Source organism: Pseudoalteromonas sp. 2CM32C (genome assembly GCF_023161925.1).
GTDB lineage: Bacteria > Pseudomonadota > Gammaproteobacteria > Enterobacterales > Alteromonadaceae > Pseudoalteromonas > Pseudoalteromonas marina.
Genome location: NZ_JALNTI010000004.1, coordinates 164,042 through 188,632, shown reverse-complemented (window position 1 = coordinate 188,632; position 24,591 = coordinate 164,042). Strand labels below are relative to the sequence as shown.

General features: G+C 38.6%; 24 protein-coding genes. 12 read left to right on the top strand and 12 right to left on the bottom strand.

Annotated elements, in window-relative coordinates:
• Positions 1 to 47: 47 nt before the first annotated feature.
• The 3 genes from MTF67_RS10175 to MTF67_RS10165 all read right to left on the bottom strand — a co-directional run bounded on the left by MTF67_RS10175 (position 48) and on the right by MTF67_RS10165 (position 6,143).
• Entirely contained in the window at positions 48 to 1,535 is a 1,488-nt protein-coding gene (locus tag MTF67_RS10175) for a tryptophan halogenase family protein (RefSeq protein ID WP_248519455.1), read from the bottom strand.
• Positions 1,528 to 3,078, bottom strand: a complete 1,551-nt coding sequence (locus tag MTF67_RS10170) for a tryptophan halogenase family protein (RefSeq protein WP_248519454.1) — start codon at positions 3,076 to 3,078, stop codon at positions 1,528 to 1,530. Before MTF67_RS10170 ends, MTF67_RS10175 begins: the two co-directional genes overlap by 8 nt.
• A 95-nt stretch (positions 3,079 to 3,173) precedes the next feature.
• Positions 3,174 to 6,143 carry a TonB-dependent receptor gene (locus tag MTF67_RS10165; protein WP_248519453.1) on the bottom strand — a complete coding sequence of 990 codons (2,970 nt, stop codon included), beginning with the start codon at positions 6,141 to 6,143 and terminating at the stop codon, positions 3,174 to 3,176.
• 495 nt (positions 6,144 to 6,638) lie between these two features.
• Here MTF67_RS10165 and MTF67_RS10160 point away from each other — a divergent pair, with 495 nt between their 5' ends.
• From MTF67_RS10160 to MTF67_RS10135, 6 genes are all read left to right on the top strand, one after another.
• Complete coding sequence (locus MTF67_RS10160) at positions 6,639 to 7,307, top strand: Crp/Fnr family transcriptional regulator (protein WP_248519452.1); 669 nt, start codon at positions 6,639 to 6,641, stop codon at positions 7,305 to 7,307.
• A 175-nt stretch (positions 7,308 to 7,482) separates the two neighbouring features.
• Complete coding sequence (locus MTF67_RS10155) at positions 7,483 to 7,872, top strand: hypothetical protein (protein WP_248519451.1); 390 nt, start codon at positions 7,483 to 7,485, stop codon at positions 7,870 to 7,872.
• Between the two features lie 88 nt (positions 7,873 to 7,960).
• Positions 7,961 to 8,464: an Mpo1-like protein gene (locus MTF67_RS10150; RefSeq protein WP_248519450.1), complete on the top strand. Its 504-nt coding sequence runs from the start codon at positions 7,961 to 7,963 to the stop codon at positions 8,462 to 8,464.
• Between the two features lie 45 nt (positions 8,465 to 8,509).
• A complete protein-coding gene (locus MTF67_RS10145; protein ID WP_248519449.1) occupies positions 8,510 to 9,301 on the top strand; it encodes an SDR family oxidoreductase in 792 nt (263 codons plus the stop codon).
• A 101-nt stretch (positions 9,302 to 9,402) separates the two neighbouring features.
• A complete protein-coding gene (locus MTF67_RS10140; protein WP_058429053.1) occupies positions 9,403 to 9,993 on the top strand; it encodes a DUF2238 domain-containing protein in 591 nt (196 codons plus the stop codon).
• Between the two features lie 22 nt (positions 9,994 to 10,015).
• Positions 10,016 to 10,459: a GNAT family N-acetyltransferase gene (locus MTF67_RS10135; RefSeq protein WP_248519448.1), complete on the top strand. Its 444-nt coding sequence runs from the start codon at positions 10,016 to 10,018 to the stop codon at positions 10,457 to 10,459.
• A gap of 43 nt (positions 10,460 to 10,502) precedes the next feature.
• Here the strand turns inward: MTF67_RS10135 and MTF67_RS10130 are convergent, their stop codons facing one another.
• The 7 genes from MTF67_RS10130 to MTF67_RS10100 all read right to left on the bottom strand — a co-directional run bounded on the left by MTF67_RS10130 (position 10,503) and on the right by MTF67_RS10100 (position 15,125).
• Positions 10,503 to 10,898 carry a hypothetical protein gene (locus tag MTF67_RS10130; RefSeq protein WP_248519447.1) on the bottom strand — a complete coding sequence of 132 codons (396 nt, stop codon included), beginning with the start codon at positions 10,896 to 10,898 and terminating at the stop codon, positions 10,503 to 10,505.
• 180 nt (positions 10,899 to 11,078) lie between these two features.
• Positions 11,079 to 11,462, bottom strand: a complete 384-nt coding sequence (locus MTF67_RS10125) for a hypothetical protein (protein WP_058429050.1) — start codon at positions 11,460 to 11,462, stop codon at positions 11,079 to 11,081.
• 95 nt (positions 11,463 to 11,557) lie between these two features.
• Positions 11,558 to 11,818, bottom strand: coding sequence for a hypothetical protein (locus MTF67_RS10120; protein ID WP_248519446.1), 261 nt, complete (start codon positions 11,816 to 11,818; stop codon positions 11,558 to 11,560).
• 147 nt (positions 11,819 to 11,965) lie between these two features.
• The gene (locus MTF67_RS10115) at positions 11,966 to 12,517 is read right to left on the bottom strand and encodes a hypothetical protein (protein ID WP_248519445.1); all 552 of its coding nucleotides are present in this window, start codon (positions 12,515 to 12,517) and stop codon (positions 11,966 to 11,968) included.
• An 86-nt stretch (positions 12,518 to 12,603) separates the two neighbouring features.
• Positions 12,604 to 13,206, bottom strand: coding sequence for a hypothetical protein (locus MTF67_RS10110; RefSeq protein ID WP_248519444.1), 603 nt, complete (start codon positions 13,204 to 13,206; stop codon positions 12,604 to 12,606).
• A 432-nt stretch (positions 13,207 to 13,638) separates the two neighbouring features.
• A complete protein-coding gene (locus MTF67_RS10105) occupies positions 13,639 to 13,818 on the bottom strand; it encodes a DUF6435 family protein (protein ID WP_010557371.1) in 180 nt (59 codons plus the stop codon).
• Between the two features lie 143 nt (positions 13,819 to 13,961).
• Entirely contained in the window at positions 13,962 to 15,125 is a 1,164-nt protein-coding gene (locus tag MTF67_RS10100; protein ID WP_248519443.1) for a PQQ-dependent sugar dehydrogenase, read from the bottom strand.
• Between the two features lie 403 nt (positions 15,126 to 15,528).
• Between MTF67_RS10100 and MTF67_RS10095 the strand changes: the two genes are divergently transcribed.
• From MTF67_RS10095 to MTF67_RS10085, 3 genes are all read left to right on the top strand, one after another.
• Positions 15,529 to 16,572 (top strand): ferredoxin reductase, encoded by a 1,044-nt coding sequence (locus tag MTF67_RS10095; RefSeq protein WP_248519442.1) that lies wholly within the window; start codon positions 15,529 to 15,531, stop codon positions 16,570 to 16,572.
• The gene (locus tag MTF67_RS10090; RefSeq protein WP_248519441.1) at positions 16,569 to 17,621 is read left to right on the top strand and encodes an acyl-CoA desaturase; all 1,053 of its coding nucleotides are present in this window, start codon (positions 16,569 to 16,571) and stop codon (positions 17,619 to 17,621) included. Before MTF67_RS10095 ends, MTF67_RS10090 begins: the two co-directional genes overlap by 4 nt.
• 209 nt (positions 17,622 to 17,830) lie before the next feature.
• Positions 17,831 to 18,829: a branched-chain amino acid aminotransferase gene (locus tag MTF67_RS10085; RefSeq protein ID WP_006792244.1), complete on the top strand. Its 999-nt coding sequence runs from the start codon at positions 17,831 to 17,833 to the stop codon at positions 18,827 to 18,829.
• Positions 18,830 to 18,900: 71 nt separating this feature from the next.
• Here MTF67_RS10085 and MTF67_RS10080 read toward each other — a convergent pair whose 3' ends face one another.
• Positions 18,901 to 19,215, bottom strand: a complete 315-nt coding sequence (locus tag MTF67_RS10080; RefSeq protein ID WP_248519440.1) for a DUF962 domain-containing protein — start codon at positions 19,213 to 19,215, stop codon at positions 18,901 to 18,903.
• Between the two features lie 156 nt (positions 19,216 to 19,371).
• Here MTF67_RS10080 and MTF67_RS10075 point away from each other — a divergent pair, with 156 nt between their 5' ends.
• Positions 19,372 to 21,531: a prolyl oligopeptidase family serine peptidase gene (locus MTF67_RS10075; RefSeq protein WP_248519439.1), complete on the top strand. Its 2,160-nt coding sequence runs from the start codon at positions 19,372 to 19,374 to the stop codon at positions 21,529 to 21,531.
• 98 nt (positions 21,532 to 21,629) lie between these two features.
• Here MTF67_RS10075 and MTF67_RS10070 read toward each other — a convergent pair whose 3' ends face one another.
• Positions 21,630 to 22,922, bottom strand: coding sequence for an anti-phage deoxyguanosine triphosphatase (locus MTF67_RS10070; protein WP_248519438.1), 1,293 nt, complete (start codon positions 22,920 to 22,922; stop codon positions 21,630 to 21,632).
• A gap of 169 nt (positions 22,923 to 23,091) precedes the next feature.
• Between MTF67_RS10070 and MTF67_RS10065 the strand changes: the two genes are divergently transcribed.
• The gene (locus MTF67_RS10065; protein ID WP_203986887.1) at positions 23,092 to 23,901 is read left to right on the top strand and encodes a glucosaminidase domain-containing protein; all 810 of its coding nucleotides are present in this window, start codon (positions 23,092 to 23,094) and stop codon (positions 23,899 to 23,901) included.
• Positions 23,894 to 24,562 (top strand): DUF2987 domain-containing protein, encoded by a 669-nt coding sequence (locus tag MTF67_RS10060; RefSeq protein ID WP_248519437.1) that lies wholly within the window; start codon positions 23,894 to 23,896, stop codon positions 24,560 to 24,562. The genes MTF67_RS10065 and MTF67_RS10060 overlap by 8 nt, the downstream gene beginning before the upstream one ends.
• Positions 24,563 to 24,591: the final 29 nt, after the last annotated feature.

Here is a 24,591-nt window from a genome sequence, read left to right as displayed (position 1 = left end):
CGTAAAAATTGTTGTGTGTACCCAAAGCCCTTTTTTAAGGGCTTTTTTCATGCAGGGCAATAGTGTTTTAAAAATTCATGATGCGGCGGTAATTGGCTAACGCGCTGTTCTATTTGCTGTTTAATACCGTGTAAAAAACGGGCGAGTTCTTCATCGCTCATCATGCTGGCTATTAAATGGTGCTGTTCAGGCACAATACCTTGACCAAGCATAACTTGCACCCAGGAGTCGACTCTAAAAATATCACCATCGTCTAAAAATACACGACCAGTTTGTTTAAACAAATCAATTTTATGCTGAAGTGTTTTTGGCACTTCCATGGCGCTACAGTGTTGCCAAAATTCGCTGTCATCGCGATTAGTTACTTTGTAATGCAGCACAATAAAGTCGCGAATATTTTCAATTTCGCTTTTAAGTTGTTTGTTGTATTCGTCAATGGCGTGATTGGTTATGCCATTAAACGGAAATAAACGCATAAAACGAATAATACCCGACATAATTAAATGAATGCTGGTGGACTCAAGTGGTTCAACAAAACCGCTTGCAAGACCAAGCGCAAGGCAGTTTTTGTTCCAGCCTTTTAAGCGACGCCCAGTTTTAAATTTAATAACACGGGGTTCAGTAAGCGCTTCACCTTCAATGTTATTTAGCAATAACGCTTTAGCTTGTTCGTCATCCATATATTGGCTGCAATACACTAACCCATTTCCGACACGACTTTGCAGCGGTATACGCCATTGCCAACCACTTTTATGGGCAATAGAGCGGGTAAGTGGCAATACGGTATCGCTGGTTGATTTTGTTTGTACTGCAATGGCGCTATTGCATGGTAATAAGTGCGACCAATCTTCGTAGCCCGTATGCAATGCTTGCTCAATTAATAAGCCTCTAAAGCCGGTGCAATCTATAAAAAAGTCGCCGTTTATTTTCTCGCTACTATTTAAAAGTAATGATTCTATGTGGCCTGTATTAGCGCTTTTTACTACTTTTTGTATTTTACCTTCAACACGTTTTACACCTAATGGCTCTGAAAATTCACGTAAAAACTGCGCGTAGCGGGTAGCATCCATATGGTAGGCGTAGTTAATAGGGTTTTGTTGGTTAAACGCAAATTTACCGGCTTTAGCCGCTTGCAGCTCGTAACAGTAATCGCCAAAAGGGTTGTTTATTCCTAAAGTTTTGCCTTGTAGCCAAAAGTGATGAAACTCACCCGCCCAACATTCTTTGCCTGTTGCGCCAAATGAGTGAATATAACGCGTGTTTTCATCGCCCCAGTTTTCAAAGCTAATACCTAATTTAAAGCTTGCTTGAGTGGCTTTCATAAAAGCTTGCTCGTTTATACCTAGCAATTTATGAAACGTACGAATAGGCGGAATTGTTGCCTCGCCAACGCCTACAGTGCCAATATCGTCAGATTCAACAAGGGTAACGTGTATATTTTTGCCAATTAATTTTGCAAGTGCAGCCGCAGCCATCCAGCCTGCAGTGCCGCCTCCCGCTATTACTACATTTTTAACTGCATTTGTTTTAGTCATTATGTGGCTGCCTATTATTAGATAAAAGATCATTTAAAAGCGCGCGGTTACTCGGTAAGCCTTTTAAGTATTGCGCTATTTTTTCACGGTTTTGTTGATAAAAATAATCGCCAGCTTGAGCGCTGGTAAACGCATTGTGTGCTTGAGGTGTTTGTGTATTAAAGCCCATGCCGTATAAGACATACTGGTAACTACTTGATGAAAATACTTCTTCGTTTTCAATAAAGTCAAAGCGGCTAGGGGGCTGAAATTGCCAAAGTTTAAGTAAGTTTTGTAGGCGCTCTGGTGCAGTTGTTAAATCCCGAATATTTTGCCAGTAAGGGGTATCGTCGCGTTCGCTTAAAACATAATGGAGTTTTAAAAATTCGACAACACGTTGCCAGCGCATGCTAAAACGGTCGTTAAAGCGATTTGCAAGTTGGCTCATATGCGTGCGGTTTTGTGGTAGTTGCTCGCTCAGCATACTAATTGAAAGTTCAACCATGGCAAGTGCAGAGGCTTCAAGTGGCTCTAAAAATCCAGCCGACATACCCACGGCAACACAGTTTTTAATCCAAAACTTTTGTCTGTACCCTGGGCTGAATTTTAATACACGGTAATTAAGCTGCTCAGCTTGTTGCTCGCTAGTACTTTTAGCTATGTAGCTTTTTAAAGTATCAGTTGCGCTTTCATCGCTTTGGTATTTACTACTAAATACATAACCTGTGCCACGGCGTGTGGGTAGGGCTATATCCCAAATCCAGCCGTTACTTTGCGCAGTAGAGAGCGTTGCAGAGGCAATTGGCTGATTGATGTGTGCATTAGGTACTTGCGCTGCAACAGCGCTGTTGTTAAATAAAATATGATCTTGCGCTATAAACTCACTATTAAAATGCTCACCAATTAAACGCGCACGAGAGCCTGAGCAATCTAAAAATAAATCACCTGTTATATCGCCATTTTTATTTGTTTTTAATGAGGCAATATAGCCATGCTCGTCGTTAATAACGTGGGTTACATCGTCAGTAATATGTGTAACATTTAAGTTTTTAACACAGTGGCTTTTTAAAAACTCGGCAAATTTACCTGCATCTAAATGATAGCCATAGTTGGTGACTGCTGCGTATTCGGGTGTTTGTAATTGTTTTGGTGCAAGTGCTGCTTGGCATACAAAACTTTGCATATTAACAACGTCAGCAAACTTTTGGTTAGGTGCAATACGTTGCCAATTTGCGTGTAAATTGGTTTGCTCGTAGCCTTGAGGGTCCATAAAAGGGTGGTAGTAGTTTTCTCCCTTACTTAGGTTGCGCCAATTTATAAATTTAGAACCTTGCTTAAAGGTGGCATCGCACTGGGTTATAAAATCAATTTCTTTAATGCCAATACGCTGTAACGTATTACGCATTGAAGGCCACGTGCCTTCGCCTACACCTAGTATTGGTACGTTTGCTGACTCAATTAACGTGACACTCAAATGTGGATGCTCAGCAGCTAATAAACCCGCACTTAGCCAGCCGGCTGTACCACCACCTAAAATGACTATTTTTTTTATTGGTTTGGTCATGAGTTAAAACCCTAAACTTGATAACACGTAAACTATATCGTTTTAAATACAAAAAAGCCGCTAGTAAAAACTAACGGCTTTGCTTGGTATTACCTTTAGAAGTTGTAACGCATACCAATATTGTAGCGTGCGCCTAGTTGTTGCAAGTTCCATAATTGCACTGATGTACGGCCATGTTCGCGGCTGTTTTGCTCAGTAATATTTATGCCTTCAACAAAAAACGAAAGCTGTTCGCTGTAGTTGTACGCAACGTTAAAGTCGATTTGATAATACTCTTCAGTAAAACCAGGTTCGTTAACGTAACGCGCAGCACTATTTAAAAACTTATCCCGCCAGTTATAGGCAACACGGGCTTGAAAGTCATCGTTTTCGTACATGGCAATAAAGTTGGCTGTATCGCTTAGCCCTACCAGTGCAAACTGCGTTGTAGAAGGGTTAGCATTTACATCAAAGTCTATATCACCATTAACGGTAGTGTAGTTTGCTTGAACGCCAAAACCGCTTTCACCAAAAAAGTGTTGAAATGCAATTTCAAAACCATCTATGGTGGCGCTTTTATTATTGGTTGGTACTTGTGCAGTAAAATCGAGTAGTGGGTCATCGCTGTTAGCAATAACATCGTACGCCGCTTCAAATTCTTCGTAAGTCATAGAATCAAAATCTACCCCATTTTCGGTAGCCGCAACCATTTGGAATAAGTTTGAATCTGTAACAGCAAGCCCACGGGCTTCAAGCTCTGCAATGGCAGCTTGCGCGCGAGGGCCCGCAGTTGCATCGCGTAAACCATAGTAATTTTGTGTCATTGGCGTTAAACCAATAAAGTTTTCGATATCTTTTGTGTAGTAACCTACCGATACATAACTTGTTTCTGCAAAATACCATTCTGCCGATACATCAATGTTATCTGACTCAAGCGGCACTAAACCAGGATTACCTGTTGACGCTGTTGCTGGTGACGAACCAGGCAATAAGGTTGGCGCTCCCGGTACACCGACAGTAGCGGCAGAACTTAAGTTATCATACGTTGGACGGGCAATTGTTGTACTGTAAGAAAAGCGCGCTTTTACGTTTTCGATTACTTCTATGTCAAAGTCTAAGCTGGGTAAAAAATGATCGTAACTAGATTTTAGTGTGAAATCTTGCTTATCTGAGCCAAAGCGTACGTTAAAATCGTTGTTGCCTTCCCAAGCAATGGCATTTGGCAGGTCAATATTAGCAGTTGAAGTAATATCAGTTGACTCGTGACGTGCGCCAACAACGATGTTGTAAGGCATGTCATTAAAATAACCAGTATAAGTGAACTGAACAAAGGACGCAGTAATATCTTCTTCTATGGTGCGGTTTGTAGCAAAAGCGCCATCGGCTGCGAAGTTAAATCCATATTGCTCGCCTGCCCAATAACCTATTTGTGAAGCGCTGCCCGTATAGCCTTGATTAAATGAACCAGACGTATCGTAATCGTCAAACTCAGCTAAAAAGTTGGTAGGATTTAAATAACCGTCAGGTAATTCACCAGGGTTTTCAACTCCCCAATTTCCCATCGTGTTACGAGTAAGTGACTGAAGTGAATGGCTTTCCATAGAGCGAGATTCTACGCCAAAGTCAATTACACCGTTTTCCAGCTCATATTTACCATGAAGCCTAAATTCGTTCACTTCAGATTCTTGGCTTGCAAAATTAGAGTCTAATATCGAGGTACCTACATCTGCAGGGTCGAGCGTATTGTTACAGTTTAAGTTAGCGCGTCGACAGTCGTTAAAATCTATACTCATAGAAGGAAGTTCGCGGCTAAAGTCTACTTCTTGTGCATTAATAACATTTGCACCAAGGCCTGCATTAACCCAGCTGCCGTATGGTGCATCAGGTTTACTGGTGGCTTTTGAATTGTGTGCATCAAACATAAAGCTCAACTCAGAGTTAAAGTAATACTCTACATTTAAGCCGATTGAATCGTTTTTATTTACCTGATTTAACTCTTGAAATGCTAAACCTAAATCACGCGTTTGTAGATCGCGGCGCTCTTCACGGTAATAGACAGGTGTTTTAACGGTGTTGTCATCAAAGGTTAGCGCACTTTTGTAATTGTCCATCCAAAGAGACTGCTCAGCACGTGCTTCAAATAAATCTTGTTTAGAGTAGGTGTAATCAAGTGTGGCTGTTAAATCATCAATTGGGCTGTACTGAAATGTTAATTGCGCATTTGTACGCGTACGCTCTCTGTCGGCTATGGTATAACGTAAATCTGATGGCATTGAATAAAGCTGGCCAATCTCTGGTGCGTTAGTTAAAACAATATCGTCAGCTGCTTGAGGAATAGTGCCGTCAAAAGCCGATGTATTCCACTGATTTACAAATGCACCTGTTGATGAGCTATCGCGCTGTTGCATGCTTGCTGTTAACGATGCGCCAAATTTAGCGTCGCTGTCGGTCCAGCTAATAATACCCGAAAGCTCAGGTGTAATGTCATCGCCTACGCGATTAGTTGTATCGTGAAGTGCTTTAACACCAATACTTGAAATAAATCCAGGGTTGTCGAGTGGGCGGGCAGTGTTAATGTTAATAGTTGCACCAATACCACCAGAGGCAATACTTGCTTTACCTGTTTTATAAACTTCAACTGATTTAACGCTATCAGATGCCAAATTAGCAAAATCAAATGCACGAGAATTGGGAGTGCCGCCACCTGCAGGAAGAGATGCAGCAGGCATTGTGCGACCATTTAGGGTTACCATATTGTAATCGGGGCCAAAACCACGAACAGTTACTTTAGAACCTTCACCGTTTGAGCGATCAATCGACACACCGGTAATACGCTGTAGCGATTCGGCTAAATTGGTATCGGGAAATTTACCAATATCTTCAGCAGAAATGGCGTCTACCACACCTGCGGCATCACGTTTTAATCGAGTTGATTCTTTAATGCTACTTTTAAAGCCGGTGACCTGAATTACTTCAACGTCTTGATTTGCTTCTTCTTGTGCAAGCAACGGTAAAGATACAGATGCGCTTAAAATCAAAGATAGGCTGGTTGCTATCTTTGTTTTTCTTACAATATGGTTAGCCATTCGGTTTCCCTCGTACTTTTATCATTATTATTAACAGCTTGTATGCGGCTGTTATTGTGTAAATGTTAACATTGTCAAATGTATGGAAGCGCTTCCAGAAAAGAAAATTAAAAATCACCTGTGTGGAAGCGCTTCCAGAAATGCTAGACCAATTTCATAGAAGGATCAACTAATGTTTTAATAAAATGAAATATATTTGTTCGAAAAATGTAATTTATACTGTGAGTGAAGGGGTTGGTTAAACTGCATTAAAATTATGCCAAATTAATATGCTTTAAAAGTGGTGCTAGTAATTGAAGCTCGCAACATGTAATGATTAGACCCTTGATATATCTGCGTGGATTGTCATAAATTCGAGTTATTGTGCAAGTAAATTAACAAATAATGTTAAGTTGAAATACAGTTAAAAACGGAGCAATCAAATTTAATGAATTATTTGAAATTAGCAAATATCGTTGGGTTCCAAAAAGTGAGTACGATTGTTAAAGAGGTACCATGAAAGCGCATCAGCAAGCAGTAATAGAGCAAGGGCAATGGTTTAAAAATCGTAGCCCCAAGCTAAAAATGTTTTTATTAGCTCACGGTAAAATACTCACTTTGAAAGCCCAACAAGCGCTATTTTTACGTGGCGATGTGCATGATGGAATATACGTTGTTTTAAGTGGCGTTATGCGAATTAGTGGCGTAAATAGTAATGGTAAAGAGGCCGTTTTGAGTTTCATAGATGCGTCGTTATGGTTTGGTGAAGTAACGTTATTTGATAAAGGCTTAAGAACTCATGATGTTTACGCACAAACTGACGCTCAGTTATTTTATGTACCACAACGTTCATTAGAACAACTATTAAGTAAACACCCTGAATATTGGCAGGAGTTTGGCTTATTATTGGCACAAAAATTACGGCTTATGTTTTCTTCAATGGAAGATCATGCATTGCACAGTGCAGAGCAAAAGGTATGTAACAGATTATTAATGCTGAGTGAGCAAACCAATTTTTCAGCGCCATTGGCATTGTCTCAGCAACAATTAGCGGATATGACCTATTTAACACGGCAAACCATAAATCAAATACTACAAAAGCTGGTTAAAAAAAATGCCATTAGTTTGGGCTATCAGTGCATTACAGTGTTGGATGTAAGTAAATTGCAGGCGCTTGCTAGTTAACTCAAGCGCTGCACAATAAACCTTCAGTTAGAATTTAAATTTTTGGACAAATAAAAACAAACCCTCAATTGTTTAACCAGATTTTTGGTTGCCTAGCTTTAACTTAGTTTATTTTCACCATTTTTTGGAACCAAAATTGCTACAGATAATACTTTGCAGCAATGGATTTAAGCTAATGATGATAACTTCTTATATAAATCAATATAGTCGCTATGTAAGTGACACTAATGCGGCATCAATAAATAAGCGTGCGGCAACAGATGTCCCCATCCAACAACCGAAAGAGTTTAATGAGCCAAAGGTTGCTAATAACTTTTTACAAAATGCTCAAGAGGCATTGGTATACCAACGTTTAGGTATCGATAAAGACAAAATAGCAGAGATAAAAGCATTAATAGAAGCGTTATCAGAGCAGTTACAAAAGCAAGGCGCTGACAGTGATTCAATTAACAAAAAAATGGACGAACTACAAAAAATGCTCGAACAGGAGTATCAAAATGGACGTGAGCGAATGGATACTCAACCAGAACGAGAAAAGGGAAGTATTATTTCGGCGTTAGCTTAAATTTGTAAATGTCGGGTAGATGACATTGTTGTTACGCGTTTATTTGTTATGTTTAGTGTTTAGCTAAATATTTATTGAGGAATACACAATGCAAACACTTCAACAACAACTTGGCAAATATGGTTTATATCACCGCTCTAAGCGCAATGTGCTTACTCATTTTTTTGGTATCCCACTTATTGTATTTGCCGTTTTATGTTTACTTGCCCGCATTGAAATACCCCTTGGTAGCGTTGTTATTAATGCTGCACAAATATTTGTTTTAGCTTCGGTAATCTATTACGTCATGTTAAGTCTATCGCTGGGTTTAATTATGGCGATATTGTTTACTGCATTGCTGTTTGCTGCTGAGCCTATAGCAGCTATGACATTTTGGCCTTGGTTAAGTATTGGCGTGGGCGTATTTGTGTTTGGTTGGGTGTTGCAATTTATTGGACATTATTATGAAGGCAAAAAGCCCGCGTTTGTTGATGATTTAATTGGCTTAATTATTGGCCCATTGTATGTAACTGTAGAATTACTATTTTTAATGGGCTTTTACAAACAGCTCGAAATTGAAGTGAACAATATTGCAGGGCCAACAAAGGCGTAAATTCACTTACTCAAATCAAAAGCTTCATTGAGCAAAGAGGTGCCTATGAATTTTAATAATAAAACAGTGTGGATTACAGGCGCATCGTCAGGCATTGGCAAGGAGCTTGCGGTTCAATTTGCAAAGCTAGGCGCACGCGTCATTTTATCTGCCCGCAATGTTGAAAAGCTCACCGAAGTAAAAGCAACGCTTAAAGGTGATGGGCATTTAATTATACCGCTTGATTTGTCAGCGCCTGAGGCTGTTTTGACTCAGGTTACTGATTTACTGCACACTTTACCTCCTATCGATATTTTAATTAATAACGGCGGGGTGTCGCAGCGCAGTTTATTTTTAGAAAACGACTTTAATGTATACCGCCAGCTTATGGAGGTTAATTATTTTGGTTTAATAGCACTGACAAAAGCGATATTACCTTCAATGGTTGCAAGAAAAAGCGGTTCAATTGTGGCTATTAGCAGTGTGGCAGGAAAAGTTGGTTCAAAGTTTAGAACGGGTTATTCAGGCTCAAAATATGCGGTAGTGGGCTTTATGGATTGCCTACGAGCAGAAGTAGCAGAGCATAATATTCATTGTTTAACGATTTGCCCAGGTTCGATTAAAACAGCGATTGCACATAACTCGTTGAACGAGCAGGGTGTAGCACAAAATAAACCCGAAGAATCAATTGAAAACGGCATGGCAGTATCCTGTGCAGCTGAAAAAATGATTAAAGCGATTGCTAACAAAAAAGACGAGGTTATTGTTGGGCAAGGATTAAGTGGTTGGGCACCAACGATAAAACGATTTTTTCCTACTTTATTTAATCGATTAACTGCTAAAACTAACTACAGATAATTGCACTTTTACTATTAATTAAGCTAAATAACAGGCGGTGGTTTTATTAATATTGAAAAGGTAGACTGTATTAAAATTAAATAAATAAGGTAAGGATACTCGTGAAATTTGCATGGCTAAGCCTTTTTTTTGGTGTGTTAATTTGGTCTGGTATTAACCCTAAAGATCAATTTACTTGGTTACTTGAAGTTATTCCCGCAATGATTGGTTTAGCACTTATAGCAAGCACGTATAAATACTTTAAATTAACCTCTTTATTGTACTTTTTCATTTTAGTGCATTGTATTGTGCTGATGGTGGGTGGTCATTATACCTACGCAGAAGTGCCTTTATTTGATAATTTATTTGGCAGCGAACGCAATAACTATGACAAAGTAGGGCACTTTTTTCAGGGATTTGTACCCGCTTTGCTAGCGCGCGAAATACTGCTTCGAAAGCAGGTTGTGAATGGCCGAGGTTGGTTAACTTTATTTGTTATATCTGTCAGTTTGGCGTTTAGTGCGTTTTACGAATTAATAGAGTGGTGGGTAGCAGTACTGACCGGTGAAAACGCTGAGGCATTTTTAGGGACGCAAGGGTATGTGTGGGATACACAGTCAGATATGGCATTAGCGTTATTTGGTGCTATTTGCTCGTTACTGCTGCTTTCAAAACTACACGATACACAGTTAAAGTATGTAAAAAACTATTAAATACTACACTGGATAGTTAAAAATGACTCAACAACCTCACAACTACTCAATTAGTACAGACAAGTCTAAGCTTAACTTTAACGTTATTTATAATTTTATTGCTAATAGCTACTGGGCAAAAGGCATACCTAAAAGTGTGATGCAAAAAGCGATTGATAATTCAATGTGCTTTGGCGTGTATAGCCCTAATAACGAGCAAGTTGGTTTTGCACGGGTAGTTACCGACAATGCTACTTTTGCCTACTTGGCAGATGTATTTATCACCCCGAACCTACAAGGGTGTGGCCTGAGCAAATTACTCATTAAAACGATAGTAGAACACCCAGAGCTACAAGGGCTAAGGCGTTTTTTATTAGCCACTTCTGATGCGCATGGCCTTTATGCACAATATGGGTTTAAACCGATAGACAACCCAGGGCTACTAATGCAAATGAATCCTGAGAATGTGTATGAGGGAAATACTTGAGAGGTATAGTAAAGGGGGAAGAGCAATGTTTATTTTAAACTCCTTACAGGCCCCAAACTCTTAAAGCTGCTGTATGAATTTCATTTAAAAGTAATAACCCTGCAATACTACCAAATAGCACCCACTTTTTAGATTTTTCAGCTTCCTTGGAGCGTCTGTAAGTAACATAGCCAATAAAGGTTACTAGTACAATAACGGCTATTAATGATAATTGATTCTCTTGGTTAAACCTAAAGTTCCCCTCAATTATATGATGAGAGAAAAATGAAATAACCCAAAGAGTGAACAAAACAGTAAGGCCAATTACATAATTAATAATCTTAAATGTATTAATTGAAGTACCACAAACAGGACAAACATAACTTCGTTCCCTAGCGTTGAGTGTTTTAACCTTTGGGGCAATTGTTGAATTACATTTTTTACAAACTAAGAGAGACATAAACTCGATTCTATTTAGGGCTTATAACAAGACTGTAGAGTAGCTCCAACAGCCAAATTCAATTAAAAAAGGGTTCCTGTAATTAACTCTAAATGTTTTTAAAGCATTAGGTAATGCTATTTGGGACCCATAAAACGGGCTGTTTTTTTAAATGAGTAATTCTAGAGCTTCAACGCCTCATTATATGCCGTTTTTATTAGAGCAGTGTTTAATTATGCTATTTTTAAAAGCTTTCGCAAGAGCGTCAGTTTTACGATAAAACACACCGATATCTTCATCTAAATGCTGGCCATCTATATCAATTTCAAAACTAGTTTTAATATCAGTTTGCTCATACATAGTTAAATTGACTTCATATTCATCGAGTTCAAAAGAAAAACTTGAGCCATTTGTAATTAAGTTTTGAGTATTTTGAGTATGTTCAATTGTAGACTTCATGCATTCTGAAGTTACAAGGAAATCCACTTTCATTCCTAAACCTATACGGTTGTCATTTTCAATTTCGCAACCAACAATAAAGATTGGTAATAGTAAAACTAATAATCGATTCATAATCTTAGGCATATAACACTTTCGATAAGCGTTTTTCGCGCGCTTTTCGCGAAAATCCGTCTTCATCGTTTTGTTATATCCACTACGCAGAAGCTTAAAACAGCCGCCTAGATCGAAAATAGCAAGTCTCCTTTGAAGTAGTACGCTATCAAAACGCCAACAACAATTAGTAAAATACCAAGTAAAGCCTTGGAAAAACCAATTAACTCTACATCTTTGCTTTTCGTATATTTACTATTTTCAATCACAAAGGTGTTAGTCCCTGAAGTACCTGCTGATAGAGTCAAATTAATTTTTTTCTTAAAGAGTACAATCATCCCTAAAATCAAAAAAATCGCAGATACAACATCGCCATGATAAATATCCAAAACCACTCCCTTTTAAAAATAGACCTATGAAGCCAAACTAGGCATATAACGCCCCATTAAGGGGCTGATAATGCTTGGCTAAACTGTGTAACGAAGTGGAACTGAGCCAAGCTTTAGCAGTACCGCCTTAAATGGCTTGTTATATTGCTACCACTCAATACTCTTAAATGAGACTTCTTTTTTGTGGGTTATGAATCTAACTTTTGAATTTTTAAGATCTATATGCCACTTAACTGACTTATGAAAACGATGGACTACCTTCAAGTTTTGACCTTGTTTAGTAGCGTACCACATAGTTAATTCTTCAGAGTCTTTTTCGCCAGTAATGATAAGCAACTGATCTTTTAATTTACGTTTAATTGCAATTGGATTGTTTAAGATATTATAAGAACTACCAAAAAACTGAATTCCATTTGATTTACTAACACTTGTCTCGAAGCTAAAGTGCTTAATATCCCAAACTTTATTGCGCTCAAAAAGATAAGACTGCTTTTCAGTTTTAGGATCGAATATTAAAATATTTTTAATTCTTGTATTCGATTTACTTGAAAACATACCACCTGAATCAGGTTTGTGTTTTATGGGATAAAAGAATAGACCTGTTTCTGCATCATATCCTTGATTTACACTTTGGTAATATCCACCTGCATTCAAATTAAACGAAAATAATAAGAATGCTAAAAATAAAGATTTTTTCACCTGAACTCCATTTGCAATATAACGCCGCATTAAGCGGTGAGTAATAGTTTGCTAAAATGTGAAACGAAGTGGAACCGAGCAAACTGTTACGAATCCGACTTTAATCCCTTGTTAGTTGCGAATTCTTGAGCATGTTTTTTAGCTTTAAACGGTATAGAGATTATAAAGAAAAACAACATCAAGAAAATCATTGAGATAATACCAACTATGTAATACAAGCCTGTTTCGACCATGAACACCATACCTGGAAAATCTACGCTGAGAAACTCATAAATATTTTTATTATTTTCAATAATGAAAATATTTAGCCACTTAGCAAAAAGAAAAAACGAATAACTGATAGATATTGATATTACCGAAAATATACCAGAGCGAAATAAATTAACTTTAGCACCAAGCTCTTTTACGAATATATTTAACCAAATTAAAATAGCTAAACTTGCACTAAAAAATATAGAACCAATCCCGCCAATTGTAACCATAGAAATAAGCCAAACTTGTTTGGTTAATTCCCAAAACTCGAAACTAAGAAATTGCTCTTCATTGGAAAAGTAAAAATAATACCCACCAAAATAGAGAAAATAAAAGAGCAATGCTATGGGATAAAGCTTTAGATTTTCCCTGCGCTCTTTTTTATTTATTTCAGCGTGCTTTCTATTTCGTTCAGCAAGTTTCTGTAATGGATCCATCGCAACTAACAACTTTATCAGAGGACACTTTCCTCTTTTTATGAGCAATGTATGTCCTCTTATTTATTTTTAATATTAATAACAAATCCTGTAACACATTGCGAGTATTAAACTTTAAGTCGGGCTGTTAATTAACAACAGGCAGAAAAGGGGAAAGTGTCCTCACTTTCTGACTTAGGAGGAAAAACGCCATCGCTTTAGTAAATGCAGTAATTAAAAATTTAAAATGAAAAGCAAAAGCTTTTTTAAACCATTTTACCACCTCTAAAAAATGGCAACGGTAATATAAGTAACTACTTTAAATACAATTGTTCGTGTAAGACTATTATAAAGGTAGGTTTTTTGAGGGAGGTAGCTGTAAAAAGGAGGTGATGAATAATTGCTAAACGCGCCTAGCTGCTTTTGAAACGGGCAAACACGTTTAATACGAATTCACTTGGCTTTTTTAGCCTCAAGCGCTTCTATCTCACTCCAGATTTTTTCGGCTTCTTCGCTTAACATGGCGTAGCTTTTAATGTCGCCTTTACGCTGAGCTTGCATGCCTTGCTCTAATTTGGCGTCGTACTCTTTACGTAACTTTTTTGTAGGGTCTGATTTGAATATCGAAAACATGGGACTCGCTTAATTTTATAAAAGTGATAGCACTACCATACGTTACAAACAGCTAAAAAGTTCTTTTGGCAGTAAGGCACTTACCTTGTTAAATTAAAATAAGGTAAGTGAATTATTTACTATGCTGCGCTTACTAAACGGTTTTATAGCTCAGGCTCTAGGCGTTTAATACCTTGGCCATCTAGGCCTAAGTAAATGTAACCATCATCCCCTTGCGCTAAACTTCTTACGCGGCCAATGCCTTCTAATATTTTTTCTTGGCTTTTTAGCGTATCGTTTTCAAGCGTAAGTGCGCTTAAAAACGAAAACTTCATAGACGATAACAGCACTTTACCTTTTAATTTAGGGTATTTGTCGCTGGTGACAAGTAGCATATCTGATGGTGCTATAGATGGTGTCCATTGTGATGTTGGCGATTGCATGCCGTCTTTTGTTTGCAGGTCTGTAAATGACGTGCCGCTATAATTTACGCCATAGCTAACTACCGGCCATCCGTAGTTTAATCCTGATTTTATTAAATTAAGTTCGTCGCCGCCTCGGGGGCCATGCTCATGAGCCCAAAAACGATTATTTTCAGCGTCAAACCACATACCTTGCGGGTTTCGATGTCCGTATGACCAAACAGCGTGTTTAGCGTCTGTTTGTTTTACAAAGGGATTATCTGTTGGAATACGACCATCTAAATGAAGACGATAAATTTTGCCCCCATCACGGCTAAGATCTTGCGGGTTTAGGTCGCGCGAACCACGATCCCCGATCGAAAAATAAACATAACCTTGTTTATCAAACACAATACGACTGCCGTAGTGCTGACCTTTTGTACTGTTATGCTCACCTTTGTATAAAACGTGCGGCTCTAGTAGCTGAGTATGATCATCACTTAATTTTGCGCGCATTAATGCAGTGTTACTACCACTGCCTTTGCCTTCAGCGCTTGAGTAAGTAAGGTAAAGCCATTGACTATTTTTATTATCGGTATGCAGTGCTAAATCAAGTAAACCGCCTTGGCCGTTAGCATCTATATCGGGCAATCCTTTTACTTGAATAAGCGATGAGGTGTTTTTACGTAATAAAAATAGTTTTCCACTTCGCTCTGTAATTAATAAATCACCGTTTGGTAGTGCTTCGATTGCCCAAGGAATACTTACACCTTCTGAAACGTCTACTGCTTTTACATTAAGCGGCAAACTCGGCAGCTTTTTAAAATCAACTGCATTTACTGACATTGTAGGCAGCGTCAATAAAGCTGCTGTTAGCACGGCACCCTTAAAAGAATGTGTATATTTTTTTGATTTTATATTGAGCATGTTATTTTCCAAAATTAATCAAATTAGGTTTACGTTAGCACGAGCTGTAAAAATTTGCTAAGCGTTGCGATAAGTGAAAATTCTTTAATTTTAGCTAGTTACATATATCACTCACACAGTATTAGAAATAGTTAGCTCACTCAGTAAAGTATATTTTTTATATTTTATTTAGTTTTGAAATACGTTTATAAATTGAGTTTAGTTTGTTTTTTGTTCGTAGTTTTTAACAAAAATAATGGAATAAACACTCTATTAGGGTTGAAAACTTGAATTTTCAGCGTACACTTGTGCGCTGAAGTTTGAGCGTACACTTGTATGCTCAAATAGTTAGGGTTCTGATTTGTGCTAACACCCAGTTCGTGCAAACCATTGAGCAATAAACCAATATAGAGATTTTATTACAATGTTTACGCAGGCATTAAACCAATTTTCAACGTGGTTTTTACACCATCAAACGTTTGCAGGCTACATAGAGCCAATAATGCAAGTGTTTAAACCTGCTTGGCGTGCAGGGCAATTTAGAGCGCAACTAATGAGTTCAGACTCATTAAATGGTGAATTTTTGAGTTTGCAGCTAAAACCAAGCAAACAATGGCCCGCACATACAGCAGGGCAGCATGTTAGTTTGACCATTGAAATGAATGGACGATTATTAACGCGCGTTTTTACAGTTGCTTCAAGCGTTAAATATTTCAACGAAACGGGATTTATACGTTTGTTAATTAAAACAAGCGAACAAGGACGATTTACCGGTTTATTAAATAACAAAGCAAAAGCGGGAACATGGTGCAACATATCTGCTGCAACGGGTGAGTTTGTATTTAAAAATACACATACTCCTGCCACATTAATAGCTGGAGGATCTGGTATAACGCCGATGCTAGCAATGCTTGACGATTATTTAGCGCAAACAACTAAAGCAATAAATTTAGTGTATTACGCAAAATCGGGCGAACATCAATGTGTTGATGAGTTGCGTGAATTAGCCACACAATTTAGTCATTTTTCATTTTTATTATTAACTCGTGAGCAGTCGAGCGACATTACTAGCAATATTAAACATTGGGAGAATCCAGATATATATTGCTGTGGGCCGCTAGGGTTTATGCAAACGGTACAAGCGTTTGCTCAAAAACATGATCTTAATTATTACCAAGAGGCATTTGGTTTAGCGTTACCCAAAGTAAACAATGAAGATCAGTTTACTGTAAAGGTGAACAGCCAAGCTCATATAGTTGAAGGAAATGATGTACTTCTTAGCCAGTTTGAAGTTAAAAAATTACCGGTAAAGCGTGGCTGCGGAATTGGTATTTGCCATCAGTGCCAATGTATTAAAAAGTCGGGAATAGTACGTAATTTAAAAACAGGTGAAATGTCAGACAACGGTGAGCAATTAATCCAACTTTGTATAAGCCAACCTGTGAGTGATTTGGAGTTACAATTATGAAAAACATAAACTTTGATCAGCTTGCAAGCGATTTAGATACTATAAAAATGAATACGCTTGCTAAAGTAGGTCAAAAAGATGCTGACTACATTCGCTCTGTCGTTCGAAAGCAAAGGCTATGTGAGTGGAGTGGGCGAATACTATTAATGCTTGGATTTATTCAGCCTTTACTTTGGGGTGCCGGTGTTTTGTTACTGGCTTTGGCTAAAATTCTCGATAATATGGAAATTGGCCACAATGTTATGCATGGTCAATACGATTGGATGAACGACAAACAGCTTAACTCTCAGCAATACGAATGGGACATAGCCTGCGATGGCCAAAGCTGGCATCGGGTTCACAATTTTGAGCACCACACTTACACTAACATTATTGGTAAAGACCGTGATTTTGGCTACGGGTTGTTACGTTTGAGTGATGATTTTAAGTGGCGTTTTAAAAATGTGTGGCAGTTTTTTACTTACATAAATTTAAGTGTTTTGTTTCAGTGGGGTGTGTCATACCATGAGCTGGCAGCAGAGCGTGTTTTTATAGGTAAAAAGAAAGAAAATCGTGAAGGGGGTGTATCGCATGCTACTTTAAAGCAGCGTTTTTTTAGTAAAGGCGCTCGCCAGTTAATTAAAGATTATGTGATCTTCCCATTACTTGCAGGGCCACTGTTTTTATGGGTGTTAGCGGGTAATTTAGTGGCAAATTTGCTTCGTAACTTATGGACATCGACAATTATATTTTGTGGCCACTTTACCGAAGAAACCGAAACATTCAAAGAACAAGACTGCGTAAACGAAACCCAAGGCCAGTGGTATTATCGTCAAGTATTGGGCTCGTCTAATATTAAAGGGGCAAACTGGTTTCATATTTTAACGGGCCATTTGAGCTGCCAGATTGAGCACCACTTATTTCCTGATATGCCGTCGTCGCGATATCAAGAGGTGGCGCCTCAGGTGCAGGCAGTTATGCAAAAGCACGGTATTGATTACCACACTGGCGGATTTTTTAAACAATACGGCTCGGTGTTAAAGCGAATTATTAGATACTCATTTAAATAGTGATAGGGTGCATTAAGCGCCTTAAAAGCTAAAACATAAACCGGCATGTGTAAGCGCATATGCCGGTTTTTTGCTGTTGTGTTTAATAAACATACAGTGCGTTTGGTTTTTTCTTATTGTTAATTAAAAATCCGTTACTTTAGCTATGGTTAATTGATGCGTGATTGTCATACAATGGAGAAAAATAGACCACACAAGAGAGATAAAAAATGGCCGCATTTGGTACTGTGTTTATGCCACAGATGATTCAAGCTCGTTTTTCAGATAATCAATGGGGCGAAACCTCAGTTGTTCCATGCGATAAGCTTGAGTTTCATGCTGGTGCACACGTTCTTCATTATTCAAGCACCTGTTTTGAGGGCTTAAAAGCATTTCGTCATGAAGATGGGTCTGTTTATATTTTTAGAATGGATGCAAACATAGCACGTATGCAGCAAAGCTCTGCACTTTTAAGCTTACCAAGTTTTGATGGCGATATGCTTAAAACGATGATTATTGATATTGTTCGCCAATATGCCGATGAAACCCCATTACCGCCTGGCTCTATGTATATTCGCCCAACACATATAGGCACAGAAGCGGCAATTGGTAAGGCGGCAGCCCCTTCAATGAGCTCATTGTTGTACACTTTACTTTCACCCGTGGGTGATTATTTTGCCGGTGGTGCTACGGCATTACGAGTGTTACTTGAAGAAGACGGTATGCGCTGTGCACCGCATATGGGTATGGTTAAAAGCGGTGGTAACTACGCCAGTGCACTTGGCCCAATTAGCGCTGCACGTAAACAGTATCAAGCAGATCAAATATTATTTTGCCCAGGTGGTGATGTACAAGAAACGGGCGCTGCAAACTTTATTTTAATTGATGGCAACGAAATTATAACCAAAGCACTCGACTCCACCTTTTTACACGGCGTAACGCGTAATAGTATTTTAACGATTGCTAAAGATTTAGGCATGACTGTGAGCGAACGTAATTTTACAGTGACTGAACTTTTAGAGCGTGCTGCAAAACCAGGCACAGAAGCTGCGCTTTCAGGCACTGCTGCGGTATTAACGGCAGTGGGAACGTTTATTCATAACGATAAAGAATATAAAGTAGGCACAGGAGAGCCAGGGCCAACAACTGCACGTTTGCGCCAAGCATTGAACGACATTCAATGGGGTAAAAGCGAAGACAAGCATGGTTGGTTAACTAAAGTGGTATAGCGTTAAATACCCACGTTATTTGCACCAAAAAGCCACCTAATTAAGGTGGCTTTTTGGTGCGAGTAACTTTATTAAAATTTTATTTTTCCGGTTAATATATCTTTAAACATAACCCAGTCTCCCCACAAACTATAAAATGGGTGTTTAAATGTAGCTGGTCGGTTTTTTTCAAAAAAGAAATGCCCAACCCACGCAAAGCCATAGCCAATAACGGGTAGCAGCCACAATAGCGCAAATTTTTGACTTAATAATGCGCTAATAATAACCATAAGTACTAATAAGCTACCTATAAAATGCAAGCGCCTGCAGGTTACGTTGCGATGCTCCTTTAAATAATATGGGTAAAAAGCTTTAAAACTGTTGAAAGTGGGTTCTTGTTTTTCCATAAATCACGCTTTATTTTTATTGTATGTTTTTACTATTAAAGCGTAAGTTTACACTTGTTTACAGCGATAAATGGCACTTAACGCATCTTAATAGACATAAGCTTAAAAAACTCATAAATTATTCCTACTACTTAATCAATAAAAAGAACACAAATTATGTTACTCAAACGTACTCTTGCATGTGCTGTATTATTGGCACTTAGTGGCTGTTCAGAGCCAACCAATACATCAGATCAAAAAGAAGTAAAATCATCTATGAATCAAGTTAACTCAGTCGTGTATCCCGAAACCAAAAAAGGTGATGTAGTTGATACCTATTTTGGAGAAAACGTTGCCGACCCTTATCGGTGGTTAGAAGACGATATGAGTGCAGAGACTGCTGATTGGGTAAAAGCGCAAAATACGGCTACTTTTTCATACTTAGAACAAATCCCTTACAGAAACAAGCTCAAAGAGCGCCTTGAAAAACTAATGAATTACGAAAAAATAGGTGCGCCATTTGAAGAGGGCGGTTACACCTACTTTTATAAAAACGATGGCTTACAAAATCAATATGTTTTATACCGCAGCAAAGGCGATGAAGCGCCAGAGGTATTTTTAGATCCTAATAAATTTAGCGACGACGGTACAACGTCTATGTCGGGTTTATCGTTTTCTAAAGATGGTAGTTTATTAGCGTATCAAGTTTCGGAGGGTGGCAGTGATTGGCGTAAAATTATCGTTATTAATACAACGACTAAAGAGCAAGTAGAGCAAGCTTTAGTTGATGTGAAATTTAGTGGTATTGATTGGTTAGGTAACGAAGGATTTTATTACTCAAGCTACGATAAACCAAAAGGCAGTGAACTATCGGCTAAAACAGATCAACATAAAGTGTATTACCATGCTTTAGGTACATCGCAGAATGACGACCGCGTTGTATTTGGTGACAGCGAGGCGCAAAAGCATCGTTACGTTGGCGCCGATGTGACACATGACGGCAAGTACTTGCTAATTTCTGCCAGTGTTTCAACGTCTGGAAACAAGCTGTTTATAAAAGACTTAAGTAAAGAAAACAGTGATTTTATTACTGTTGTAGGTAACGCAGATTCAGATACATCTGTGATTGATAACGATGGCGATACGCTCTACTTAGTTACAAATTTAAACGCACCAAACAAAAAAGTGGTTACGGTAAATGCAAATAACCCAGCGCCTGAAAATTGGGTCGATTTTATTCCAGAGACCGATAACGTACTTAACCTAAGCAAAGGCGGAGATACTTTTTTTGCTAATTACATGGTGGATGCAATTTCGCAGGTTAAGCAATACAACAAACAAGGTGACTTAATCCGTGAAATTAACTTACCCGGCGTAGGGAGTGCACGTGGTTTTCGCGGTAAAAAAGATCAAACAACGCTTTATTACTCGTTTACTAACTATAAAACCCCAGGGACTACTTTTTCGTTTAATGTAAGCACTGGCGAGTCAAAGGTCTATCGTGAATCGGCAATCGATTTCAATACTAACGATTACACCTCTGAGCAAGTTTTTTATACCTCAAAAGATGGGTCAAAAGTGCCGATGATCATCACTTACAAAACGGGTATAAAATTAGATGGTTCAAACCCGACTATTTTATACGGTTACGGTGGTTTTAATGTAAGTTTGACGCCAAGTTTTAGCCCCGTTAACGCGCTTTGGCTGGAGCAAGGTGGAGTGTATGCCGTTGCAAATATTCGCGGTGGTGGTGAATATGGAAAAGATTGGCACAATGCTGGTACAAAAATGCAAAAGCAAAATGTGTTTGATGACTTTATTGCAGCAGCAGAGTACTTACAAGATAAAAAGTACACGTCTAAAAAACGTTTAGCACTGCGCGGTGGTTCAAATGGTGGTTTATTAGTAGGTGCTGTGATGACGCAGCGACCTGACTTATTTCAAGTTGCATTACCAGCGGTAGGCGTACTTGATATGCTGCGTTACCATACATTTACAGCGGGCGCTGGTTGGGCATACGACTACGGTACTAGTGAGCAAAGTAAAGAAATGTTTGAATATATAAAAGCTTACTCGCCATTGCATAACGTTAAAGCGGGCGTTGAATATCCTGCCACTATGGTAACAACCGGTGATCACGATGATCGTGTGGTGCCATCTCATTCATTTAAATTTGCTGCTGAATTACAAGCTAAGCAGGCTGGAAATAACCCTACACTTATTCGTATTGAAACAAATGCGGGTCATGGTGCGGGCACACCAACCAGCAAAGTTATAGATTTATACGCAGATATGTTTGGTTTTACGCTATATAACATGGGTGTAAAAGAGCTATAAAACACGTTAACGTTACCTTGTTTTAAAGTAAAAAAGCCGAGTAAATTTACTCGGCTTTTTTATTAACTTTATTTTGGAGTCAAAAACCTGTTTGTTGACTACTGCGCAGGCAAAAATAATCGCTGATAGGTTTTATATGCGTATTCATCACTCATACCACTTAAGTAGTCACAAATAATGCGCATGCCTTGATTATGTTTTTGAGCCTCAATATATTGCGCTTGCGTTGTTTCGGGTAGTAAACGAAGCGGATCGCTTGCAAACGCTGTAAACAATTCAATAAGTAGGTTTTGCCCTTTAAACTCAATCTGTTGCATTTCAGGGTCACGAATTAAGCGTTGAAATACAAAGTGCTTGAGTATGTGTAGTACGTTTTCATACTCTGGGTGCAACTTAGCAGTGTATTTTAAAATAGGGCATTCAAATGCTTCGTTTTGTATGTCTAAATGAATGTGAATAATGAAGGTGTTTACCAGCTCACCTATGGCGTCTTTTCGTTCAAAATCATTTTTTGAAAATAGTCGAGATGTTAACGTTTCAAGCACGGTATTCAGCCACTCAAAATTAAGCGCTTGCAAGTGCGGAAGTGCGTGCGTTTGCCAGTCATCTAATGTCAAAACACGGGTTGCAATGGCGTCTTCTAAATCGTGCACGGCGTATGCTATATCGTCGGCATGTTCCATTATGGCGCTGTCGAGGGATTTATAAAGTGTTTTAGCGCGGTGTTTATCTATTGTTGCGTGGGTATTTAATAACGTTCTGTCGTTTTGGCTTAATGGTTCAACAATCCAGTCAAATATGTGTGCGTCGTCTTGGTATAACCCTTTTGCTGGGCGCCAATCATCGGCTTTGATAAAAGCACGTGAGTTATGCGTATCGGGTATGGTGTGCCACAACTCGTTTATAAAGGCTGGGTATTTAATAAACCCGAGTAATGTACGGCGTGTAAGGTTCATACCATAACCATTACTGTAGGGCTCTAGTTTTGCAACTATTCGTAAAGTTTGAGCATTTCCTTCAAAGCCGCCATGGTCTCGCATCATATAGTTAAGAGCAATTTCACCTCCGTGGCCAAATGGTGGGTGGCCAATATCGTGCGCCAAACAGAGTGTTTCGAGTAAACCGGTTGATGGAAAATGGTTAAAATCACTGTGTTGTGTCTTTAAGTGCCTTAAAATACCAGTGCCAATTTGTGACACCTCTAACGAATGAGTAAGGCGGGTACGATAAAAGTCGTTTAGGCCAATCCCCATAATTTGTGTTTTAGCTTGTAAGCGTCTAAATGCAGCGGCATGAATAATTCTTGAGCGGTCAACCTGCCAGGGAGATCGGTTGTCGTTAGGTCTGTGTTTATATTGCTCTATTATTCTACTTTGCCAAACTTTGTCCATACTGCTCAATCACCATTAAACCTGTTTAGTGTTTAGTATACCCATGCACTTATAAATTGCGAATGAACATATTTTTGTAATTCGCGTTTATATAGTGGCTTAGGTATAATGAATGTTCGTATGTGTGTGTAGTTACCATACATAAATAGTTGTTTGAATGAGACAATACATGCTTAAAATTATCTTTCAGTTTTTGTTAGCCATCCTTTTTATATGGGCGCTTGCGTACCCGTTTGTACAAAGTGATGAAACCGATAGCGTAGATCAAATCACCAGTGAACAAGCTAAAAAAGTGAAGAAAAAAGAAAAGCCGCTACATAATGTAACGTTGCCTAAGTTTTCTGAATTTACGGATGTAAAAGAGAAAAAACGCGCATTTTTTGATTTTATCCGTCCCCATGTTGAGGCTGAAAATAAAAAAATATTACAACAACGTGCCAAGCTAGAAATAGCCCGTATGATGCTTGAAAACAACCTATCGCTTGAAGAGAAACAAAACAAAGATATTGTAAAAATCCTCAAACAATATGGCTTACCTGAAACGGTTAACACACTTGTGCTAACTCAGGCTTTGCGCCGTGTTGATATTATTCCTAAAGAAATGGCATTAATGCAAGCTGCTAATGAGTCGGCTTGGGGGACCTCTCGGTTTGCGCGAATTGGTCTGAATTTTTTTGGTCAGTGGTGTTACTCAAAAGGTTGCGGCATGGTGCCAAAGCGTCGTAACACTGGCGCAGCACACGAAGTCGCTGCATTTCAATCGGTGCGTGCTGCAGTAAGCTCTTATTTCAGAAATATAAATACTCATGGCGCTTACAAAGAGTTACGGGGCATACGTGAAAACCTGCGCCGTGAAAAAAAGCCAGTATTAGCAACCAAACTAACTCATGGTTTGATGTCTTACTCTGAGCGAGGTGAGGCATATATAGAAGAATTAAATACGATGATCAGACAAAACAGAGCTTATTTTGATGAATAAATACATGACAGGTTGTTTTTACGCGAGTTTACTTTTTTTGTTGGGCTTTAGTGCATTTAGCGCCAATGCCAGAGAGTTTGTAATGTCGTACGATGGTTTTTATGACCGTTTAAAAGTAGTTAATAAAGGGGATTTTCAATATGCTCGCGTTAACTTTTATATAAGCGATATTGCAACTAACGAGGCATGTGCAATAAAAAACGGAACCATTTTAACAGAAAATAACGAGTATCCGCTTAACTTCACAGATAGCGCACAGCTGTTGCTACCTTTTGATAAACAGCTTGACTCAGATAAAGCCGTTATTGTTATCGAGCCACAAAACCCTGAGCATGACTGCCAGTTAAAGCTACAAATAGAAGCTAACGAATTTGACGATTTAGCTTTCTCAAAACATGCGTTATATACCATTAACGAGGAGCTAGACGAATTACTAACTGATTTATCAGGTTTTTTTGTTAGTAAGCTAATGTGGTTTTTATTACCTGAGCAAAAAGGTGTGGCGGTTACCTTTAAAAACCCAATAAGCATTAATGATGAAAACGTAACCTGCGAGGAATCGATTTGTTATTTTGATGTGGACGATAATTGGGAAGAGGATAGCCAATCGTTCGGTGAAATTAGTAATGTATTAAAAGTAACTCCCTGGATTGCAAAGTAACGGTAACGTTGCAGTGGAATACAAAAAAG

Excerpts from the sequence above, each read along its gene's own strand:
- MTF67_RS10085 (WP_006792244.1), top strand. The coding sequence starts at position 17,831 with ATGGCCGCATTTGGTACTGTGTTTATGCCACAGATGATTCAAGCTCGT.
- MTF67_RS10090 (WP_248519441.1), top strand. The coding sequence starts at position 16,569 with ATGAAAAACATAAACTTTGATCAGCTTGCAAGCGATTTAGATACTATA.
- MTF67_RS10110 (WP_248519444.1), bottom strand. The coding sequence starts at position 13,206 with ATGGATCCATTACAGAAACTTGCTGAACGAAATAGAAAGCACGCTGAA.
- MTF67_RS10070 (WP_248519438.1), bottom strand. The coding sequence starts at position 22,922 with ATGGACAAAGTTTGGCAAAGTAGAATAATAGAGCAATATAAACACAGA.
- MTF67_RS10150 (WP_248519450.1), top strand. The coding sequence starts at position 7,961 with ATGCAAACACTTCAACAACAACTTGGCAAATATGGTTTATATCACCGC.
- MTF67_RS10065 (WP_203986887.1), top strand. The coding sequence starts at position 23,092 with ATGCTTAAAATTATCTTTCAGTTTTTGTTAGCCATCCTTTTTATATGG.
- MTF67_RS10165 (WP_248519453.1), bottom strand. The coding sequence starts at position 6,143 with ATGGCTAACCATATTGTAAGAAAAACAAAGATAGCAACCAGCCTATCT.
- MTF67_RS10080 (WP_248519440.1), bottom strand. The coding sequence starts at position 19,215 with ATGGAAAAACAAGAACCCACTTTCAACAGTTTTAAAGCTTTTTACCCA.
- MTF67_RS10105 (WP_010557371.1), bottom strand. The coding sequence starts at position 13,818 with ATGTTTTCGATATTCAAATCAGACCCTACAAAAAAGTTACGTAAAGAG.
- MTF67_RS10175 (WP_248519455.1), bottom strand. The coding sequence starts at position 1,535 with ATGACTAAAACAAATGCAGTTAAAAATGTAGTAATAGCGGGAGGCGGC.
- MTF67_RS10170 (WP_248519454.1), bottom strand. The coding sequence starts at position 3,078 with ATGACCAAACCAATAAAAAAAATAGTCATTTTAGGTGGTGGTACAGCC.
- MTF67_RS10130 (WP_248519447.1), bottom strand. The coding sequence starts at position 10,898 with ATGTCTCTCTTAGTTTGTAAAAAATGTAATTCAACAATTGCCCCAAAG.
- MTF67_RS10155 (WP_248519451.1), top strand. The coding sequence starts at position 7,483 with ATGATGATAACTTCTTATATAAATCAATATAGTCGCTATGTAAGTGAC.
- MTF67_RS10060 (WP_248519437.1), top strand. The coding sequence starts at position 23,894 with ATGAATAAATACATGACAGGTTGTTTTTACGCGAGTTTACTTTTTTTG.
- MTF67_RS10100 (WP_248519443.1), bottom strand. The coding sequence starts at position 15,125 with ATGCTCAATATAAAATCAAAAAAATATACACATTCTTTTAAGGGTGCC.
- MTF67_RS10125 (WP_058429050.1), bottom strand. The coding sequence starts at position 11,462 with ATGCCTAAGATTATGAATCGATTATTAGTTTTACTATTACCAATCTTT.
- MTF67_RS10160 (WP_248519452.1), top strand. The coding sequence starts at position 6,639 with ATGAAAGCGCATCAGCAAGCAGTAATAGAGCAAGGGCAATGGTTTAAA.
- MTF67_RS10075 (WP_248519439.1), top strand. The coding sequence starts at position 19,372 with ATGTTACTCAAACGTACTCTTGCATGTGCTGTATTATTGGCACTTAGT.
- MTF67_RS10095 (WP_248519442.1), top strand. The coding sequence starts at position 15,529 with ATGTTTACGCAGGCATTAAACCAATTTTCAACGTGGTTTTTACACCAT.
- MTF67_RS10135 (WP_248519448.1), top strand. The coding sequence starts at position 10,016 with ATGACTCAACAACCTCACAACTACTCAATTAGTACAGACAAGTCTAAG.
- MTF67_RS10145 (WP_248519449.1), top strand. The coding sequence starts at position 8,510 with ATGAATTTTAATAATAAAACAGTGTGGATTACAGGCGCATCGTCAGGC.